The organism is Acrocarpospora phusangensis (assembly GCF_016862995.1).
GTDB lineage: Bacteria > Actinomycetota > Actinomycetes > Streptosporangiales > Streptosporangiaceae > Acrocarpospora > Acrocarpospora phusangensis.
Genome location: NZ_BOOA01000031.1, coordinates 79,102 through 96,985, shown reverse-complemented (window position 1 = coordinate 96,985; position 17,884 = coordinate 79,102). Strand labels below are relative to the sequence as shown.

The 17,884-nt window shown below is 71.9% G+C and carries 17 protein-coding genes; 5 read left to right on the top strand and 12 right to left on the bottom strand.

Annotated elements, in window-relative coordinates:
* Window positions 1–99 precede the first annotated feature (99 nt).
* The 6 genes from Aph01nite_RS19845 to Aph01nite_RS19820 form a co-directional block, all read right to left on the bottom strand.
* A complete protein-coding gene (locus Aph01nite_RS19845; RefSeq protein WP_204042412.1) occupies window positions 100–867 on the bottom strand; it encodes a polysaccharide deacetylase family protein in 768 nt (255 codons plus the stop codon).
* A gap of 193 nt (window positions 868–1,060) precedes the next feature.
* A complete protein-coding gene (locus tag Aph01nite_RS19840) occupies window positions 1,061–2,350 on the bottom strand; it encodes a homoserine dehydrogenase (protein WP_239161822.1) in 1,290 nt (429 codons plus the stop codon).
* Entirely contained in the window at window positions 2,347–3,729 is a 1,383-nt protein-coding gene (gene lysA, locus Aph01nite_RS19835) for a diaminopimelate decarboxylase (protein ID WP_204042411.1), read from the bottom strand. The genes Aph01nite_RS19840 and lysA overlap by 4 nt, the downstream gene beginning before the upstream one ends.
* A gap of 59 nt (window positions 3,730–3,788) precedes the next feature.
* Window positions 3,789–4,433, bottom strand: coding sequence for a DALR anticodon-binding domain-containing protein (locus Aph01nite_RS19830; RefSeq protein WP_204042410.1), 645 nt, complete (start codon window positions 4,431–4,433; stop codon window positions 3,789–3,791).
* Between the two features lie 224 nt (window positions 4,434–4,657).
* Entirely contained in the window at window positions 4,658–5,545 is an 888-nt protein-coding gene (locus Aph01nite_RS19825; RefSeq protein ID WP_204042409.1) for a serine/threonine-protein kinase, read from the bottom strand.
* 9 nt (window positions 5,546–5,554) lie between these two features.
* Complete coding sequence (locus Aph01nite_RS19820; protein WP_204042408.1) at window positions 5,555–7,273, bottom strand: HsdM family class I SAM-dependent methyltransferase; 1,719 nt, start codon at window positions 7,271–7,273, stop codon at window positions 5,555–5,557.
* A gap of 61 nt (window positions 7,274–7,334) precedes the next feature.
* Here Aph01nite_RS19820 and Aph01nite_RS19815 point away from each other — a divergent pair, with 61 nt between their 5' ends.
* Window positions 7,335–8,150, top strand: a complete 816-nt coding sequence (locus Aph01nite_RS19815; RefSeq protein WP_204042407.1) for a PP2C family protein-serine/threonine phosphatase — start codon at window positions 7,335–7,337, stop codon at window positions 8,148–8,150.
* Between the two features lie 68 nt (window positions 8,151–8,218).
* Here the strand turns inward: Aph01nite_RS19815 and Aph01nite_RS19810 are convergent, their stop codons facing one another.
* The 6 genes from Aph01nite_RS19810 to Aph01nite_RS19785 all read right to left on the bottom strand — a co-directional run bounded on the left by Aph01nite_RS19810 (window position 8,219) and on the right by Aph01nite_RS19785 (window position 14,054).
* Entirely contained in the window at window positions 8,219–8,554 is a 336-nt protein-coding gene (locus Aph01nite_RS19810; RefSeq protein ID WP_204042406.1) for a hypothetical protein, read from the bottom strand.
* Between the two features lie 11 nt (window positions 8,555–8,565).
* Window positions 8,566–9,243, bottom strand: coding sequence for a uracil-DNA glycosylase (locus tag Aph01nite_RS19805; protein WP_204042405.1), 678 nt, complete (start codon window positions 9,241–9,243; stop codon window positions 8,566–8,568).
* 72 nt (window positions 9,244–9,315) lie between these two features.
* Complete coding sequence (locus tag Aph01nite_RS19800) at window positions 9,316–10,182, bottom strand: carbohydrate ABC transporter permease (RefSeq protein ID WP_204042404.1); 867 nt, start codon at window positions 10,180–10,182, stop codon at window positions 9,316–9,318.
* The gene (locus tag Aph01nite_RS19795; protein WP_204042403.1) at window positions 10,179–11,492 is read right to left on the bottom strand and encodes an ABC transporter permease subunit; all 1,314 of its coding nucleotides are present in this window, start codon (window positions 11,490–11,492) and stop codon (window positions 10,179–10,181) included. Before Aph01nite_RS19795 ends, Aph01nite_RS19800 begins: the two co-directional genes overlap by 4 nt.
* 4 nt (window positions 11,493–11,496) lie before the next feature.
* A complete protein-coding gene (locus Aph01nite_RS19790; RefSeq protein WP_204042402.1) occupies window positions 11,497–12,813 on the bottom strand; it encodes an ABC transporter substrate-binding protein in 1,317 nt (438 codons plus the stop codon).
* A gap of 2 nt (window positions 12,814–12,815) precedes the next feature.
* Entirely contained in the window at window positions 12,816–14,054 is a 1,239-nt protein-coding gene (locus tag Aph01nite_RS19785) for an ABC transporter substrate-binding protein (RefSeq protein WP_204042401.1), read from the bottom strand.
* A gap of 113 nt (window positions 14,055–14,167) precedes the next feature.
* Here Aph01nite_RS19785 and Aph01nite_RS19780 point away from each other — a divergent pair, with 113 nt between their 5' ends.
* The 4 genes from Aph01nite_RS19780 to Aph01nite_RS19765 are packed head-to-tail and all read left to right on the top strand — an operon-like array spanning window position 14,168 to window position 17,834.
* The gene (locus Aph01nite_RS19780) at window positions 14,168–14,677 is read left to right on the top strand and encodes a PadR family transcriptional regulator (RefSeq protein ID WP_204042400.1); all 510 of its coding nucleotides are present in this window, start codon (window positions 14,168–14,170) and stop codon (window positions 14,675–14,677) included.
* Window positions 14,674–15,408 (top strand): ABC transporter ATP-binding protein, encoded by a 735-nt coding sequence (locus tag Aph01nite_RS19775; RefSeq protein WP_204042399.1) that lies wholly within the window; start codon window positions 14,674–14,676, stop codon window positions 15,406–15,408. Before Aph01nite_RS19780 ends, Aph01nite_RS19775 begins: the two co-directional genes overlap by 4 nt.
* A gap of 10 nt (window positions 15,409–15,418) precedes the next feature.
* Window positions 15,419–15,589: a hypothetical protein gene (locus Aph01nite_RS19770; RefSeq protein ID WP_204042398.1), complete on the top strand. Its 171-nt coding sequence runs from the start codon at window positions 15,419–15,421 to the stop codon at window positions 15,587–15,589.
* Window positions 15,579–17,834, top strand: coding sequence for an ABC transporter permease (locus Aph01nite_RS19765; RefSeq protein WP_204042397.1), 2,256 nt, complete (start codon window positions 15,579–15,581; stop codon window positions 17,832–17,834). Before Aph01nite_RS19770 ends, Aph01nite_RS19765 begins: the two co-directional genes overlap by 11 nt.
* The last annotated feature ends 50 nt before the right edge of the window (window positions 17,835–17,884 follow it).

The window sequence follows — 17,884 nt, the reverse complement described above, 5'->3', positions numbered from 1 at the left end:
CCCGCTGGCGGGACAAGGCCGAGCAGTGGCGGGTGGCCGCCGCGAAGCTGAGCCGCAGGCCCACCATGCGCGGGCGCGCCGCGCGGGTCCTGCGGCGGCTCACCTTCCGGGCACCGGCCTGACCTTCCCGCCGATCACGTCGGCGAGCGTGCGGACCACCGTGCCGTCCGCCTCGCGCTCCTTGAGCCAGGCCACGAACTCCTCCAGCAGCTGGGGCGTCACCGAGTACTCGCCGCAGTCCTCCTCGCAGACGCGGTGGAAGACCAGCGGGAGCAGGCCGTGGCCCTTCTCCTCGGCGGCGATCACCTCTTCCTGGATCTCCTCCAGGGTGTTGTCCGCGCGGACGGAGCCCGGGGTGCGGACCCGGTACAGCTCCCGGGGCGGGAGGGTCTCCGCGTAGCCGCCGCACTCCAGGCAGCCGGGCTGGGTGAGGCCGCCGACCGTCCTGGCCGCGTTGTAGCCGCAGTACGCGGCCATCTTGTGCACCTTGGCGTTCTCCGCCCCGTACGGGTAGGCGAAGGTGCGGACCTTGAAGCCCATGCCGAGCAGGGCCTTGCGGTCCTGGCAGATCTCCTTGCGGGCGGTGAGCGGGGCCACCTCGGTGAGGCGTACGTGGTGCAGGGTGTGGCCGCCGATCTCGTGCCCCTGCTTGGCGAGGGTCCTGACCTGGCGCCGGGTCAGGAAGCCGGACTTCCCGAGGTCGCCGCTGTTGATGTAGAACGTGCCACGCATGCCGTACCGCTTGAGGAGGCTGCCGACCATGGCGTGGCTGGCGTCGCCGTCGTCGAAGCCCAGCGACACGATGATCTTGGGTTTGGCGGCCCGGCCGGCGGTCTGGGCCGTATCCGCGCTGGCGGGCGCGGTCAAGGCCAGAGTCAAGGTCGCGGCTAAGAGCGCGCAGACAGCGCCGAGGAGTCTCACAACATCATCCCAAAGTGGAGTTCGCGTGCCGCACAGTCTGCCATCGACCGATTGGGCACGTGCCAACCATTCCCGATCTCTATGACGAATCCCAGCTTCCCCAGGCGTTTCTCCGCAAACCGCCCTTTCGGGGTGCTTTTCAGGGGGTTTCGTCGCCCTCCACCCGCATCACGCTCGCGACCGCGCGGACGATGTCCAGCTCCCGCAGCCCCTCCACGGTCGCCGACAGCGCCGCGTCGCTGGCCCGGTGAGTGACCAGGACGAGCTGGGCGTCGTCGCCCCGGCCCTCCTGGCGGACCGTCTGGATGGACACGTCGTGCCGGGAGAAGACGTCCGCCACCGTGGCCAGCACGCCCGGCTTGTCGGCCACGTCCAGCGACACGTGGTAGCGCGTGACGGTCTCGCCCACCGGATGCACGGCCAGATCGGCGTAGACCGACTCGCTCGGCCCGCGCGTCCCGGCCAGCCGGTTGCGCCCGACCGCGACCAGGTCGCCCAGCACGGCCGAGGCGGTCGGCGCGCCGCCCGCGCCCGCGCCGTAGAACATCAGCCGCCCCGCCGACTCCGCCTCCACGAAGACCGCGTTGTACGCCTCCCGCACCCCCGCCAGCGGATGCGACCGCGGGATCATCGCCGGGTGCACCCGGACCCCGACCGAACGCCCGTCGTCCGAGCGCGCGCAGATGGCCAGCAGCTTGATCACATACCCCATCGCCTTGGCCGACGCCACGTCGGAGGCGGAGATCTCGGTGATGCCCTCGCGGTACACGTCGGCGGCGGTCACCCGGCTGTGGAAGGCGATCCCGGCCAGGATGGCGGCCTTGGCCGCCGCGTCGAAGCCCTCCACGTCGGCGGTCGGGTCAGCCTCGGCGTAGCCGAGCGACTGCGCCTCCTCCAGGGCGTCGGTGAAGGACGCGCCCGTGGAGTCCATCTTGTCGAGGATGTAGTTGGTGGTGCCGTTGACGATGCCGAGCACGCGGTGCACCCGGTCGCCCGCCAGCGACTCGCGCATCGGCCGGATCAGCGGGATCGCCCCCGCGACCGCGGCCTCGAAGTACAGGTCGGCCCGGTTGGCGGCGTGCACGGTCTCGCCGTCCTCGGCCAGCAGCGCCTTGTTGGCGGTGACCACGGACTTGCCGCCCGCCATCGCGGCCAGGATGAGCGACCTGGCCGGCTCGATGCCGCCGATCACCTCCACCACGATGTCCACGTCGTCCCGGGTGACCAGCGCGTGCGCGTCGGTGGTGAGCAGCTCCTCGGGGACCGGCACGTCGCGTTTGCGGCCCAGCTTGCGCACGGCCACGCCGGCCAGCTCCAGCGGGGCGCCCACCCGGGCCGCCAGGTCCTCGGCCTGCTCGGTCAGCAGCCGCACGACCTGGGACCCGACCACGCCGCAGCCGAGCAGCGCGACCTTCAGCGGTTTACTCACAGCTGCCCCCTGAGCAGGTCATCCTCGGTCTCGCGCTGGACGATCACGCGGGCCTTGCCGCCGGACACCGCGACCACCGCGGGCTTGGGCAGGTAGTTGTAGTTGTTGGCGAGCGAGCGGCAGTACGCCCCGGTGCCCGCGACGGCGATCAGGTCGCCGGGGGCCAGGTCGGCCGGCAGGTAGAGGTCGCGGATGACCATGTCGCCGCTCTCGCAGTGCTTGCCGACCAGGCGCGACAGCATCGGCCCCGCCTGGCTGGCGCGGGAGGCCAGGCGGGCGGTGTAGTCCGCGCCGTACAGAGCGGTGCGGATGTTGTCGCTCATGCCGCCGTCCACGCTGACGTAGGTGCGCAGGCCCTCGACGTCCTTGACCGTGCCCACCTCGTACAGCGTGACGCCGGCCAGGCCCGTGATGGCACGGCCGGGCTCGACGGTGAGGCGCGGCACGGGCAGCCCGGCGGAGCGGCAGACGTTCGCCACGATCTCGCGCAGGCTCTCCGCGATCAGCTTGATGTCCGGCGCGTCATCGCCGTCCAGGTACGGAATGCCGTAGCCGCCGCCCAGGTCGAGCTCCGGCAGCACGACCCCGTGCTCGTCCCTGATCTGGGCGAGCAGGCCGGCCAGCCGCCGCGCGGCCACCTCGAAACCGGCCGTGTCGGTGATCTGGGAGCCGATGTGGGAGTGCAGGCCGACCAGCTCCAGCGAGGGCAGCGCCAGCACCCGGCGCACCGCCTCGGCCGCCGCGCCGCTGCTCAGCGAGAGGCCGAACTTCTGGTCGTCGTGGGCGGTGGCGATGAACTCGTGGGTGTGCGCCTCCACGCCGACGGTCACCCGGATCATGACCTTGGGGCGGGTGCCGTGCTTGTCGGCCAGGTAGCCGAGCCTGGCGATCTCCTCGTAGGAGTCGACCACGATGTGCCCGACGCCGGTCACGACCGCGCGCTCCAGCTCGGCCGGCGACTTGTTGTTGCCGTGCATGGTGACGCGCTCGGGCGGGAAGCCGACGCTCAGCGCCACGGCGAGCTCGCCGGCGCTGCACACGTCCAGGCCGAGGCCCTCCTGCATGATCCAGCGGGCCACCTCGCGGCACAGGAACGCCTTGGCCGCGTAGTGCACCTCGCCGTCGTGGAAGGCGGCGCGGTAGTCGCGGCAGCGGGAGCGGAAGTCCTCTTCGTCGATCACGTAGAGCGGCGTGCCGTGCTCGGCGGCCAGATCGCGGACGTCCACGCCGCCGATCGTGATCGTTCCGTTGATTCGCTCCGACGTTCGCGGCCAGATCGCCGGGTTGAGGGCGTTCAGGTCGGCGGGCGCGTGCGGCGGGCGTTCTTCGGGCAGCACTTCGGCGTGCCTGTCACCGGCCGGATGGGCGAATCGACTCACCCTAACGAGGTTATCGGACTCGCCACCCCCGCTGAGACGGTTGCCCGAGGGGCGAGACGCTACAGCCGGTCGGGGGGAACCTCGGCGGACACGGCCGCCAGCACGATCCGCACCGCCCGGGCGAGCCACAGCCGAGCCGTGTGCCGCTCGCACACCGGCTCGTCTCCGGCGGGGATCGCGGGGGCGTGTTCATGGGCATCGTGGTACGCCCCGGCCAACTGCTGGGCGAAGGACGCCCAGCGGGGATCCCGGCTGGCCCGGCGGCTGGGCAGTTCGGCCAGCCGCCGGAGCACGGCGCGGTCCTCGGGAGCGTCGAGGAGCTCGGGCCGGAATCCCGTCATCGGCACGTCCAGCCGCGCCGCCCAGCGGGCCACGGCCACCGCCCGCGCATATGCAAATTTCACGACAAATCCGGGATTGTCCCAGGTGCGTGGGCGGTCGGGCCAGACGCACCAGGCCAGATGCGGCAGTTCCTCCAGCTCCGCGACGTGCTCACCCGGAAGGGTCACCGTGACCAGAAGCAGGCCGTTCGGCTGGGTCTCGACAGCCGCCACACCGTCCACCGAGCGCAGGCCTTCGACGGTGAGGTCCGCCCCTTCGCGGGGGTGCAGCAGGGCGGGCGAGGTGTAGCGCGCGGCGTCCGCCCAGGTGCCCACCGGAGTGGGGGGCGCGCCGAGCAGCGCGCCGAGCCGGTCAGGAGTCACCGGAGGACCTTAACCGCAACCCCGACCGGAACCAACCGGAACTCGACCGCATCCCCGCCGAACCTCCGGCTGTATCCCTGCCGAACCTCCGGCTGTATCCCCGCCGAACCCCGGCTGGATCCCGCCGAACCCCCGCCGAACCCACGGCCGTATCCCTGCGCGATCCCCGGCCAAGCGCCCGACCGCATCCCGCCGAGCCCCGGGTCGTTTCACCTGGCGGATTCTCAGCCGGGGACACGGCCGACCACGCGGGCGTACATGCGGCCGGGGGCCGGGCCCTTGTCCAGGAAGCCGGGCAGCGCGGGCAGGTCCACGGCGAAGGTCTGGAGCAGCTGGTAGAGGGTGTCGGCGTCGGCCGGGCGTCGCTCCGGGTCCTTCTCCAGCAGGGCGGCGATGAGGTCGGCCAGCGCGGGCGGCACGCCCTCGACGGGCGGCGGGCGCTCCTTCACCTGGCGTTCGAACACGACGTAGTCGGTCGGGCCGGTGAAGAGCTGACGGCCGGTGAGCATCTCGTGGAGCACGCAGCCCAGGGCGTACAGATCGCTGCGGGGTTCGGCGACGCCGCGCTTGATCTGCTCGGGCGCCATGTACGCCGGGGTGCCCAGGATCTGCCCGACCCGGGTGAACTGGGCGCCGTCGGCCTCCCGCAGGATGGCCAGGCCGAAGTCGAGCACCTTGACCGTGCCGTCCGGGCAGAGCATCAGGTTGGTCGGCTTGAAGTCCCGGTGGCAGATGGAGAGCGCGTGCGCGGCCGACAGCACGGCGCACGCCTGCGCGCCGATGGCGGCGGCCCAGGCCACCGGGAGCGGCCCGTGCTCGCTGACCACGTCGGCCACGGTGACGCCCTCGATGAACTGCATCACCTGGAACAGGCGCTGCTCGTGGGTGCCGAAGTCGTACAGCACGGGCGCGCCGGGGTGCTCCAGCCGGGCCAGGATGCGCGCCTCCCGGATGAAGCGCAGCTCCAGCTCCTCGTCGGGGCCGCCGGGCAGCCGCAGGAACTTCACCGCGACCTTCCGGTCCAGGTGTTTGTCGTGACCGCCGTAGACGGCCCCCATGCCACCCTGACCGAGGGGGAGGTCGTCGAGCTCGTATCGGTCAGCGATGACCATGCGGCTACTTTAGAGGAGATGTCCGCTGGCGAGCCCGTCCAAGCCGAGCCGGATGAGCCGTTCTCCCCGGCGGGTGGCGGCCCGCAGCGCGTCGTCCAGCTCCGCCAGCCGCCGGAACGCCGCCCCGTACGGCCGCTGCTCCGCCAGCGGCAGGCGCGGCACCCTGGTCCTGCGCGCGTCGAGCCGGCTGGTCCCCCGGCTGAGCCCGCCCCCGGCCCGCAGGAAGCCGGCCAGGAAGTCGGAGTCCAGCCGGGCCGGGTCCAGCCGGTAGAGGGTGAGCTGGGGGCCGAGCACCGCGCCACTCTCCGCGATCACCCGGACCACGCCCGCGGGCGTGGTGACCACGTCGCCGGACTCGATCACGATCTGCCCGTCGGCCGAGCCCGCCCACCCGGACGGGACGCCGCCGAGCAGCACGTCCTCGCCGGACAGCACCGGCACCTCGCCCCGGTCGGCCACCTCGTCCGGCTTCATCGCCGAATGGTGCACGGCCAGCAGCCCGGCCTTGGCCAGCTCCCCCACCGTGGTCATGTTGAGGTCCCTGGGCTGCTCCAGCACGCCCAGGTCCGGCCCGGTCAGGCTGCTCGCCGCCTGCCGGAAGCCCTCCTGCTCGGCGAGGAACTCGGCGGGCGTTCCCCTGCGGTCGAAGCGCAGCGGGCTGACGTCCACCTCGTCGTCGAGCAGGTCGATGACGGGCACCCCGCGCGGATCACGCTGGAACTCCAGCCAGGCGGGCCAGACGGTCGCCAGGTCGCCGTTGAACATCAGCACCTGCGCCGGCGGGCGCTCCCCGGCCTCGGGGCGGCGCAGCAGCCACAGGTCGGCCCCGCCGAGCGCGATCACCGCGCGCAGCGCGCCGCCTCTGAGCAGGTTGGCCCTGATCCGGCGGCCGGTCCTGCGGGAGGCCGCCGCCGGGGGCATCAGGATCACCACGGTGCCGCCGGGCCGCACCCGGGCCAGGCAGTGCTGCACCCAGGCCAGCTCGGGCTCGCCGCGTGGCGGCAGGCCGTATTCCCAGCGCGGGTCCCCGGCCAGCTCCTCGTGACCCCAGGCGCGCTCGTTGAACGGGGGGTCGCAGACGACGGCGTCGGCGCGCTCGCCGGGGAAACCGTCGTGGCGCAGCGAGTCCCCCGCCACCACGTGGCCGGCCACGCCGCGCATGCGCAGCCGGATCTGCGCGATCCTGGCCGAGGAGCCGGACAGCTCCTGGCCCAGGGCCGCCTTGGCCCCCAGCAGCAGGGTGCCGATCCCGCAGGCCGGGTCCAGCAGCGCGCCGCCGCCGGACAGGCGGCTCATCAGCTCGGCCAGGTCGGCGGGGGTGACGGCCAGCTGGCGGGAGTGCGCCTCGACGTAGCGCTCGCACAGGAACTCGAAGGCGTCCAGCGGCCCGCGCTCAGCGGCCAGGTCCGCCAGCAGTTCGGTGACCCCGGCACGCAGGCCCGACGGACGGCCCTCCAGGAAGTCTCCCGCCGCCGCTACCAGTTCCCCCAGGTGCAGGTCGTCGCCCGCGGCCCGGAGCCGCTGCCAGGTCAGATCCGCCTGCGACACCTCGTACGGCTTGCCGTTGCGCCGCAGCCAGGACTCGACCTCGGCCAGCGAGAACAGCGGGCTCGCGGCGGTGCCGCCGACCGGTTGCGGGAAGTCGTCATGACGGCGACGCCAGTTGCTCACCGCGGCCCGGCCGACGTCGGCCAGCCGGGCGATGTCGCCAGCGTTCACGTAAGTCACGTCATCACTCTACACGACATGCCTACTTGTGAAGTCCTTCAACCAATGTTTTACTGTGCATATGAAACACAGCACGCTGGGACTCCGGTACGCCGCCCGATCCGACGTCGGGCAGCGCCGCCAGAAGAACGAGGACTCGGCCTACGCGAGCGGGCGGCTGCTCGCCATCGCCGACGGGATGGGCGGCCACCCGCACGGGGCGGTCGCCGGAGCCACCGCGATCCGAGTGCTGTCCGGGCTGCCCATGGACGGCGACCCCGTGGCCGCGCTGGAGGCCGCGGTGCACACCGCCGCCCAGACGCTGAAGAGCATGGCTGAGGCCGACCCGGCGATGAACGGCATGGGCACCACGCTGACCGCCATGTTGTGGAACGGCCAGGGCTTCGCGCTGGCCCACGTCGGCGACTCGCGCGGCTACATGCTGCGCGACGGCGTGCTGTACCAGATCACCCATGACCACACGCTGGTGCAGTCGCTGGTGGACGACGGGCGGATGACGCCGGAGCAGGCGGCCGAGCATCCCCGCCGGTCGATGCTGATGCGGGCGCTGGAGAGCACCGGCAACGTGAATCCGGACATGTCCACGCGCGGCGCGTACCCGGGCGACCGTTATCTGCTGTGCTCGGACGGGCTGCCCGCCGTGGTGTCGCCGGACACGATGCACGAGATTCTCACCTCCGTCGCCGACCTCGACACCGTCGCGCGCACGCTCGTCGACCTCGCCAACCGGGGCGGCGGCCCCGACAACATCACCTGCGTCGTCTTCGACGTGGTCGATCTGGCGCAGGGGGCCGCCGGAGACGGGCACCCCATCATGGTCGGCGCCGCGGCCATCGAGCAAGACCCCACCCCCGACCCGGCCGATCACGTGGCATGACGGTCGCATGACCGTCGCATGACGGTGGACCGGCCCTTCGCGGAAGGGCCGGTCCACCGGGTGCCGGTCTAGTCGTGATCGTGGTCGTGCGGGTCGTCCTCGTCCTCGAGCGTGCCGTCGGAGGGTTCGACGCCGAGCATCGCCTCCCTGGGCTCCACCTCGTCGATGTGGTCGACCAGGCTGAGCACGTGGTCCGGCTCGATCAGCCACTGCAGGGCCGCGGCGCCGGTCTCGTCGCCGTTGACGAGGTCAATCTGTTCCTGGCGCTCGTCGGCGTCCAGATCGGCTTCGGGGTGACGGATCTCCTTCAGCGCGGCGGCCTGGAGGGCGGCCACGTCGGTGACCTCTACGACAAGATCGACCGTCAGCCGCAGATAGCGTCCGGTGTCCGTTGCATCGCTCATGGTGGTGAATCCTAGGGGAGCTTCCATTCGACCGGAGACCCGCCCTGCTCGGTCAGCAGCGCGTTGGCGCGGCTGAACGGGCGCGAGCCGAAGAAGCCGCTGCGCGCCGACAGCGGGCTCGGGTGCGCGGACTCGATGCACGGCACCGGGCCCAGCATCGGCCGCAGGTTCCGGGCGTCGCGGCCCCACAGGATCGCCACCAGCGGGCCGCCGCGCTCGACCAGCGCGTGGATGGCCTGCTCGGTGACCTCCTCCCAGCCCTTGCCCCGGTGCGAGGCGGGCTTGCCCGGCATCACGGTGAGCACCCGGTTGAGCAGCAGCACCCCCTGCTCGGTCCACGGGGTGAGGTCCCCGTTGGACGGCGCGGGCAGGCCGAGGTCGGCCGTGTACTCGGTGAAGATGTTGCGCAGGCTGCCCGGCAGCGGGCGCACGTCGGCGGCCACCGAGAAGCTCAGGCCGATCGGATGCCCGGGCGTCGGGTACGGATCCTGCCCCACGATCAGCACCCGCACGTCGGCCAGCGGCTGCTGGAACGCGCGGAGCACATTGGACCCGGCCGGAAGGTACTGCCGGCCTTCGCTGATCTCCTGCCGGAGGAAGTCTCCCATCGCGGTTATCCGCCCGGCGACGGGCTCAAGGGCCTTGGCCCAACCGGCTTCCATGATCTCGGGTAAGGGACGTGCTGTCATGGTCGCGGAGCCTACCGACCGGGTACGACATCGCGCGCACGAATCCGCCGCGCGATGTCGTACATTTCCGGCCTACTTCACCGAGCCCGCCAGCAGACCCTGGACGAAGTACCGCTGGAAGGCGAAGAACAGCACCAACGGGATGATCAGCGACAGGAACGCGCCGGGCGCGAGGATGTCGACATTCGTCCCGAACTGCCTCATCTGTGATTGCAGGGCCTTCGTCATCGGCTGGTTCTCCGTGTCCGCGTACACCAGGGCCACCAGCAGGTCGTTCCAGACCCACAGGAACTGGAAGATGCCCAGCGACGCGATCGCCGGCTTGGCCAGCGGGAAGACCACGGTCACGAAGATCCGCCACTCCGGCGCCCCGTCCATCCGGGACGCCTCCAGCAGCTCCCGCGGGATGCCCGCGAAGAAGTTGCGCAGCAGGAAGATGGCGAACGGCAGCCCGAAGGCCACGTGGAACAGCACCACCCCGGCGACGGAGCCGAAGATGCCCAGCGCGCCGTACATCTTGGCGATCGGGATGAGGGCGATCTGCACCGGCACCACCAGCAGCGCGATGACCACCAGGAACAGCGCGTCCCTGCCCGGGAACTCGATCCAGGCGAACGCGTACGCCGCCGTGGCCGCGATCCCGATGACCAGCAGCGTGGCCGGCACCGTGATCAGCACGGTGTTCCAGAACGACGCGCTGAACCCGGAGGCGATCAGGTTGCCGTAGTTCTCCAGGGTCAGCTGCGCCGGCTTGGCGAACAGCGTCCACCAGCCGGAGGAGTTGTTGTCGGTCTCCCTCCGCAGCGAGACCACCAGCAGGCCGAGGGTCGGCACCAGCCAGAACAGCGCCACCAGGATGAGCACCACCTGGAGCACGCCGCCGCCGATCCGGTCGATCAGACGGCCGGCGGGTCCGCGCTGGATGGTCGTCTCGCTCATCGTTCGTCCCTCCGGAACCGGCGGATGTTGAAGAACATGAACGGCAGGACCAGCAGGAGCAGGAAGATCGCCAGCGCGCTGCCCATGCCCTGGTTGCCGCCGCCGCCGAAGGAGACCCGCCACATCTCCAGCGCGACCACGTTCGCGTCGGGCTGGACCGAGCCGGGCGCGATGATGAAGACCAGGTCGAAGACCTTCAGCACGTTGATGATCATCGTCACGAAGACCACCAGCAGGACCGGTGAGAGCAGCGGTACGGTGATCTTGCGGAACACCTGCCACTCGGTGGCGCCGTCGATCCTGGCCGCCTCCAGCGCGTCCCTGGGGATGGCGGAGAGCCCGGCGGCGATCAGCACCATCGCGAACCCCGCCCAGACCCAGATGTACGCGCCGATGATCGCCGGAGTGATCAGCGCCGGCCCCAGCCACGTCACGCCCCCGAACGCGGCGGCGAAGTTGGACTGCGGCAGCCGCAGCGTGTACGAGCCGGAGGTGAGCTCCTCGAAGCGGAAGCTGCCGTTCGCCTCGGTCTCGGTGGTGGCCCGGACCGTGTCGCCTTCCAGCGCTTCGACGGTCACCCCCGCCAGGCCCCGCTCCTGGGGGTCGATCTGGTTGACCGTGCCGCCGCCCCCGCGGACGGTGTCGATCCAGATCGTCCCGGACAGGCCGGGGCCGGCGGCGGGGGCCGCCGCGGCCGGGAAGCCGGCCACGGCGTCGGGGCTCAGCCCCACCAGCGGGATCAGCGCCGGTTGACCGGGCTGCGCCGGCTGCTTGGTGACCACCGCGCCGTTCTGGAGCGCCGCGGGCGCCGCCTCGTTCTCCCGGGGGCGGGCCCCCGGGTAGCCCTGGTCGCCGGAGAAGACGCTCTGCACGGTCGTGATGATCGCGTTGGCGACACCCTTGTCCGGGCTCTGCTCGTAGACCAGGCGGAAGATGACGCCGGCGGCCAGCAGCGAGACGGCCATCGGCATGAACAGCACGAGCTTGAAGGCGGTCGCCCAGCGGATGCGCTCGGTCAGCACCGCGAAGATCAGCCCGAGCACGGTCACCACCAGCGGCGCGACCACCACCCAGATGATGTTGTTGCGGATCGTGATGAGGGTGGCCGGGTCGCTGAAGATGGCGCCGTAGTTGGCCAGGCCGACGAAGGTGTTCCCGCCGGAGTCGTGCAGGCTGCGGAAGATCGAGTAGATGATCGGGTAGACCATCCAGGCGGCCAGCAGGATCAGCGCCGGGGCCAGGAAGAGCCATGCCATCGCGGGGGACGGCCCCAGGCGGAGACGCCCGCCCGGGGGTTGGGGGGTGGCCATGGACCTACTCCTTGTAGGACTTCGCGGCGTCGGCTTCGAGCTTCTCCTGGGTGCCCTTGATGTCGGCCGGGTCGCGGAGGAAGTCCTGGAGGTGCTTCCACTCGCCCTTGCCGTCGGTGCCGCCGAAGGCGCTGGGGGCCAGGTCGGACATGTCGTACCGGACTGACTCGCCGGCCGAGATGATCGTCTGGGCCAGCTGCTTGGTCAGTTCACTGGGGTAGTTGTCCGGGGAGACGTTGCGGTTGGGCGACAGGTAGCCGGGCAGCTTGGCCCAGATCTCGCCGCCCTCCTTGGAGGCCAGGAACTCCAGCAGCGCCATGGCGCCCTCGGTGTCCTTCAGCGCCACGCCGATGTCGCCGCCGAGCACCACGGGGGCGGTGTCGCCCACGGTCGGGAACGGCATGATCTTGGCGTCCTCGCCGACCGTGGCGCCGGACTGGGTGGCGGAGGAGGCGACGAAGTCGGCCTCGATCACCATGGCGGCCTTCTTCTCGCCGTACACCTGGGTCACACAGGTCGGGAAGTCGGTCTGGAGGGCGCCGGACGCGCCGCCGAGCACGAAGTCGGGCTTGCCGAAGATCTGCGCCATCTTGGTCAGCGCCGTGGTGACCGTGGCGTCGGTCCACGGGATCTCGTGCTTGGCCAGCTTGTCGTAGTTCTCCGGGCCCGCGCTGGACAGGTAGACGTTCTCGAACAGGTCGGTGAGCGTCCAGCCGGAGGCGCCGCAGAGCGAGAACGGCGGGGTGCCGGCGTCGGCCAGCGTCTGCGCGGTCTTGCCGATCAGGTCGTCCCAGGTGGTGGCCTCGGCCGCGCCGGCGTCCTCGAACGCGGGGGTCCGGTACCAGATGAGCGACTTGTGCGCCGCCTTCACCAGCACGCCGTAGACCTGGCCGCCGGCCGAGCCCAGCTCCTTCCAGTACGGCGTGTAGTTGTCGTCGATCTGCTTCTGCACGCCGGCGCTCAGCGGCTTGAGCGCGTTCTGGTCCGCGTACTGCTGGACCAGGCCGGGCTGCGGCAGGATCGCCACGTCCGGCGGGGTGCCGCCCTCGATGCGCGGGCCGAGGTAGGCGCCGGTGTCCTCGCCGGTCGAGGCGTAGACGACGTCGGCGCCGGTCTTCTCCTCGAAGGCGGCCAGCACCTGCTCGAAGTTGGCCTGCTCCTCGCCGGTCCACTTGGCGGCGACTTCGATCTTGACGCCGGCCAGGGCCTTGGCCGCGGGGGCGGAGGCGGACCCGGCCGGGGCCGCCGGGGTTTCGGACCCGCCGCCGCACGCGGTGGTGAGGGCCAGGGCGGCGATCAGCAGATAGGCGGGTTTGCGCATGGTTATCCTCCTGAGCGGATGACCTCGCCGAGTTGTCGCTTCAGATCGGCGACGGTCTCCTCGACGGGGGTGGTGCCGGAAAGCGCGCCCGAGACGGCGCTGGAGACGGCCAGGCTGACCTGGTTGTAGTTGGCCGTGACCGGCCGGGGCCTGGCGGTGAGGATGGCTTCCTTGAGCACCGGTAGGTAGGGGAATCGTTCGATCAGCGCCGGGTCGTCGTACAGCTGGGTCCACACCGGCGGGAAGGACCCTTCGGTGAGCACCAGGCGCTGGTTTTCCAGGCCGGTGAAGTACCGGATGAAGTCGATCGCCGACTGCTGCCGGCGGGAGAACGCGCTGACGGCCAGGTTCACGCCGCCGAGCGAGCTGGAGCCGGGGCCGTGCAGCCCCGGCAGCCGGGTGACCGCGAACTTGCCGGCCACCGCGGAGTGGGTGGCCGGGCCGTAGGCGGGCAGCCAGTTGCGGGCGAAGAGCAGGCGCCCCTCCTGGAACGCCAGCCGGGACTCCTCCTCCTTGTAGGAGAGGGCCTCCTGGGGGATCCAGCCCTCCCGTACGCCGGAGGCCAGGAAGTCGAGGGCGGTCGTGGCGACCGGCGGGTCCATGGTGACCTGCCGCGCGTCCGGGCTGAGGATCGACCCGCCCGCGGACTGCACGGCCTCCGCGAAGTTCACCGTCAGCCCCTCGTAGGGGAGGAACTGCCCGGCGTACCCGCCCAGTCCCTTGTCGCGGCCCAGGCGGATGGCCTGGTCGCGCAGCTCGGCCCAGGTCCGCGGCGGCTTCTCGGCACCCAGCAGATCGGTGCGGTAGTAGAGCAGCCCGGCGTTGCTGGTGTACGGCACCGCCCACAGCTTGTCCTGGTACACGGCGGTGTCCACCACCGGCGGCAGGAACTTGGCCAGCGGGAACGCGCCGCGGTCCAGCGGCACGATCCAGCCGGCGTCGGCGAACTCCGCGGTCCAGACGACGTCGAGCCCGAGCACGTCGTACCGGTCGGAGCGCGCCTGCAGGTTGGCCACCATCTGGGCCCGCTGCTCGTCGGCCGCTTCCGGCAGTTCGAGCAGCGTCACCGGCTCGGCCGGGTGGGCCGAGTTCCAGCGTTCGAGCAGGGGACGGAGGTAGGCGGTGGTGTCCCGCCCGATGACCAGGGTGATCGGCCCCGCCGCCGGGGGTTCGCCGCCGGGCGCGCCGAGCGCCGAGCACCCGGTCGCCAGAGCGACCAGGAACGCAAGCGTTCGACGCATCATCTTTTCCTCCGCGTGAACATCGCTTTACATACGTGTTAGGTAGGTGCATGCATGTTATGCATAGCGCTAATGTGGACGTCAACCGGCAATTCGGTAACGGAGGTGGGCGGGTGCGGCTGCCGCTGCTGGCACTCCTGGCGAAGGAACCTGCCCACGGCTACGAGTTGAAACAGGCCCTGGAGCAGACCTTCGGCAGCGCCTACCCGTCCCCCAACATCGGGCAGATCTACGTCACGCTCGGCCGCCTGGAGAAGGACGGACTGGTCAGGGCCGTCGACGTGGAGCAGTCCAACCGCCCGAACAAGAAGGTCTACTACCTCACCGCCGACGGCCGGGAGGCCCTGGAGACCTGGGTCGACGAGCCGACCGAGGGCCCGCGCGTACGCGACGAGTTCTTCATGAAGCTGGTGCTCGCGCCGCTCACCGGCATCGCCGACCGGATGGCGCTGATCAACCGGCAGCGCCGCCACTACCTCTCGCTCATGCGGGATCTCACCGAACTCGCCGAGCGCACCGACCCGGGGGATCGGGTCGCTCTCCTGCTCATCGAGGGCGCCACCCTGCACCTGCAGGCCGACCTCGACTGGCTGGAACGCTGCCAGGAGGACCTCGTGACATGACTGTTCTGCGCACGCTCAACCTGGTGCGGATCTACCAGAACGGGGGTGTGCCGGTGCCCGCGGTGCGCGGCGTGGACTTCGCCGTGGAGGCGGGCGAGTTCGTCGCGATCATGGGCCCGTCCGGGTCGGGGAAGTCCACGCTCGTGCACATGCTGGGCGGGCTCGACGTCCGGACGAGCGGGGAGATCTGGCTCGACGGCAAGCGGGTGGACACGCTCTCGGAGAGCGCGTGGGCCGTGCTGCGCCGCAAGAAGATCGGGTTCGTGTTCCAGTTCTACAACCTGGTCACCAACATGACCGTGGCCGACAACGTGGAGTTACCTGCGTTATTGGCGGGAATGTCGCCCCGGGAGGCGCGGGAGCGGCGCGAGTACCTGCTGGGCGAGCTGAGCCTGACCGAGCGCGCGTTCGCCGCCCCGGCCGAGCTGTCCGGCGGCGAGCAGCAGCGGGTCGCCCTGGCCCGCGCGCTGGCCAACGGCCCCCGGCTGCTGCTGGCCGACGAGCCGACCGGCAACCTGGACAGCCGCAACACGCGCGACGTGCTGAAACTCCTCGGCGAGGTGCACCGGCAGGGACAGACGGTCGTGGTGGTGACGCATGACGCCAAGGTGGCCAGCAAGGCCGATCGCGTGGTGACGCTGGCCGACGGGATGATCGTGGACGACGCGTCCATGCGCCGCCGCCGGCTCCCGCCCGGCACCGCGGGCGACGTGGTGGAGTTGCGCGGATGACCGGCGGCGCGTGGCGCGCGAAATCGTCGGAGACGGCGGATCCCGACCCGGCACGCACCGGGGACGGCACCGGGAGATGACCGGCGGGACGCGGGGCGCGGAAATGTCGGTGGCGATGGATACCGTGCGCGACATGGAATTCACCGTGGGCGACACCGAGGGGTCCGGCGATGGTCGCTGAGTGGCGGTGGATCCGGGCGGATCTCCTGGCCAGGCGGGCGCAGGTGGCGCTCACGGTGCTGGCCGTGGCGGGGATCGTGGCGGCGCTGGTGACGGCCGCGACGCTGCTGGAGGAGGGCACCAACCCGTGGCGCGGGCTGTTCACCCGCGGCCATGGCGCGCACGTCTGGATCCACACCAAGGACGCGCCCGACGTCGCGGAACTGCGGGGCCTGACGGGCGTCACCGAGATCGCCGGGCCCTACGTGAGCGCGCCCGCCACGCTGGCGGCCGGCGGCCGCAAGGTGCCCGTCGCCCTCCAGGAGGCCCCCGCCGTGCCCCCGAAGGTCGCCACACCGCTGATGACCGAGGGCCGGTGGCTGGACCCCGCCGACCCCGGCGGCGTGGTCGTGGAGCGCTCGTTCGCGACGGCCACCGGGCTGCGGCCGGGCAGCGCCTTCACCGTGACCGGCCTGGACGGCGCCACCCACGCCCTCTTCGTGAAGGGCGTCGCGGAGAGCGGCGACCAGGGCTTCTATCCCGACTGGGCGCCCGGCCTGGCCTGGACGCTCCGGCAGACGCTGAGCACGGTCGAGCCCGCGCCCGGCCGCAGCGAGAACGTCACGGGCCTGCGGCTCGCCGACCCCGAGGACACCAACCTGGTGGTGCAGCGGTCGGTGACCGTCCTGGCCGGGCAGGTGCAGCGGGTCGCCACCTGGCGCGAGGTGCGGGCCTCCATGGAACTGGACAACCGGCTGCTCGGCCTGCTGCTCGCGCTGTTCGGCGCGGCCGGCCTGGTGGGCGCGGCGCTGGCGCTGGCCAACGCGACCGGCGGCCGGGTGCTCGGCCAGCTGCGCGACCTGGCCACGCTCAAATCGCTCGGCTTCACGCCCCGGCAGGTCTCCGCCATGCTCCTGGCGGAGCACGGGCTGCTGGGGCTGCTCGGCATCCTGATCGGCCTGGCCGCCGGGCACGTGATCACCGCCGCCACGCTGCGGGTGCCGCCCTCCCCCGGCCAACTGGCCGCGATCGGCCTCGGCACCATCCTGATCGTCCTGGTCGCCGTCCTGCTGCCCGCCTGGCGCGGCGGCAGGACCGCCCCCATCCCGGCCGCTCCGGCGGTCCCGCCCCACGGCCGCCTGTCCCGCCTGGCCCGCCTCGCCCTCCTGGTACGGCTCCCGCCCGCCCTGGTCCTCGGCACCCGGGACGCGTTCACCCGGCGCACCCCCGCGGTCCTCACCAGCGCCGGCCTGGCCGTCCCGATGATGATGATCACCATCGGCCTGGGCTGCTGGGCCACCCTCGACGACTTCACGGCGAACCCGGCCAAGGTCGGCCAGGCCGCGGCCCTGTCCGTCCGGCCCGGGGACCTCGGCGCGGGCGAGGCGCGCCTGCGCGCGATGGCCGACCCGGCCGTGCTCGCCGCCTACCCCGGCGTCGAACTGGACGCCCTCGTCCCCTGGCAGACCAGAACGGTGCGGACCCGGGCGTTGGGCTCGTCCACCGCGCCCTACCCGTTCCACGTCATCGAGGGCCGCATGTTCCGCGAACGCGGCGAGGCGGTCGCCGGGCAGGGCCTGCTCGACCTGCTCAGCATCCGGATCGGCGACCGGGTCCGGCTGACCGTCGGCGGCACCCCGCTGATCGTGCACATCGTCGGCCGGGTGATCGAACCCGAGCAGGACGGCGAGGTCCTCTCCTTCGGCATCGACACCCTGGCCGCCAAGGACGCCGTGCCGCCGCACTTCTACGCGCTCGTGCTGAAGGACGGCGCGGACGCCCGGGAGGTCAGGGCGAGGCTCCTCGGGTCGGATCGCGGCCTGGAGGTCACCCAGACGGTCAACCCGGCCGACCGCCTGGCCGTCATCCGCGTGATCATCGTCGCGCTGGTCGTCGTGCTGGCCCTGATCGGCCTGACCACCCTGCTCACCGCCAGCGCCCTTGGCCTGCGCGACCACCGGCGCGACCTGGCCGTGCTCCAGGCCATGGGCCTGACCCCCCGCCAGGTCATGGCCACCCTCGTGACCGGGACGGGCATCCTGGCCGTGCTGGGCGTGCTGTCCGGCGCGGCGGCCGGGGCCCTGCTGTCCCGGGCGCTGATCGACTGGGAGGGGCACGGCAGCGGCGTGGGCGCCGGGATCGGCCGCGCCCCGACCCCCGCCACCCTCGCCGCCGCCGTGCTGATCGCGGTGGGCGCGTGCCTGCTCGTCGCCCTCATCCCGGCCCGCCGGGCCGCCCGCGCCCGCGTGCCGGTGACGGCGGGCTGACCCGGACCCGGAACCGCGCCCGTCCGCGCCCAGGTCAGCCCGCCAGCCTT

What these genes read in the sequence shown, in the direction of transcription:
- Aph01nite_RS19825 (WP_204042409.1), bottom strand. Translation starts at nt 5,545, where the DNA reads ATGGTCATCGCTGACCGATACGAGCTCGACGACCTCCCCCTCGGTCAG.
- Aph01nite_RS19815 (WP_204042407.1), top strand. Translation starts at nt 7,335, where the DNA reads ATGAAACACAGCACGCTGGGACTCCGGTACGCCGCCCGATCCGACGTC.
- Aph01nite_RS19810 (WP_204042406.1), bottom strand. Translation starts at nt 8,554, where the DNA reads ATGAGCGATGCAACGGACACCGGACGCTATCTGCGGCTGACGGTCGAT.
- Aph01nite_RS19805 (WP_204042405.1), bottom strand. Translation starts at nt 9,243, where the DNA reads ATGACAGCACGTCCCTTACCCGAGATCATGGAAGCCGGTTGGGCCAAG.
- Aph01nite_RS19800 (WP_204042404.1), bottom strand. Translation starts at nt 10,182, where the DNA reads ATGAGCGAGACGACCATCCAGCGCGGACCCGCCGGCCGTCTGATCGAC.
- Aph01nite_RS19795 (WP_204042403.1), bottom strand. Translation starts at nt 11,492, where the DNA reads ATGGCCACCCCCCAACCCCCGGGCGGGCGTCTCCGCCTGGGGCCGTCC.
- Aph01nite_RS19790 (WP_204042402.1), bottom strand. Translation starts at nt 12,813, where the DNA reads ATGCGCAAACCCGCCTATCTGCTGATCGCCGCCCTGGCCCTCACCACC.
- Aph01nite_RS19785 (WP_204042401.1), bottom strand. Translation starts at nt 14,054, where the DNA reads ATGCGTCGAACGCTTGCGTTCCTGGTCGCTCTGGCGACCGGGTGCTCG.
- Aph01nite_RS19775 (WP_204042399.1), top strand. Translation starts at nt 14,674, where the DNA reads ATGACTGTTCTGCGCACGCTCAACCTGGTGCGGATCTACCAGAACGGG.
- Aph01nite_RS19765 (WP_204042397.1), top strand. Translation starts at nt 15,579, where the DNA reads ATGGTCGCTGAGTGGCGGTGGATCCGGGCGGATCTCCTGGCCAGGCGG.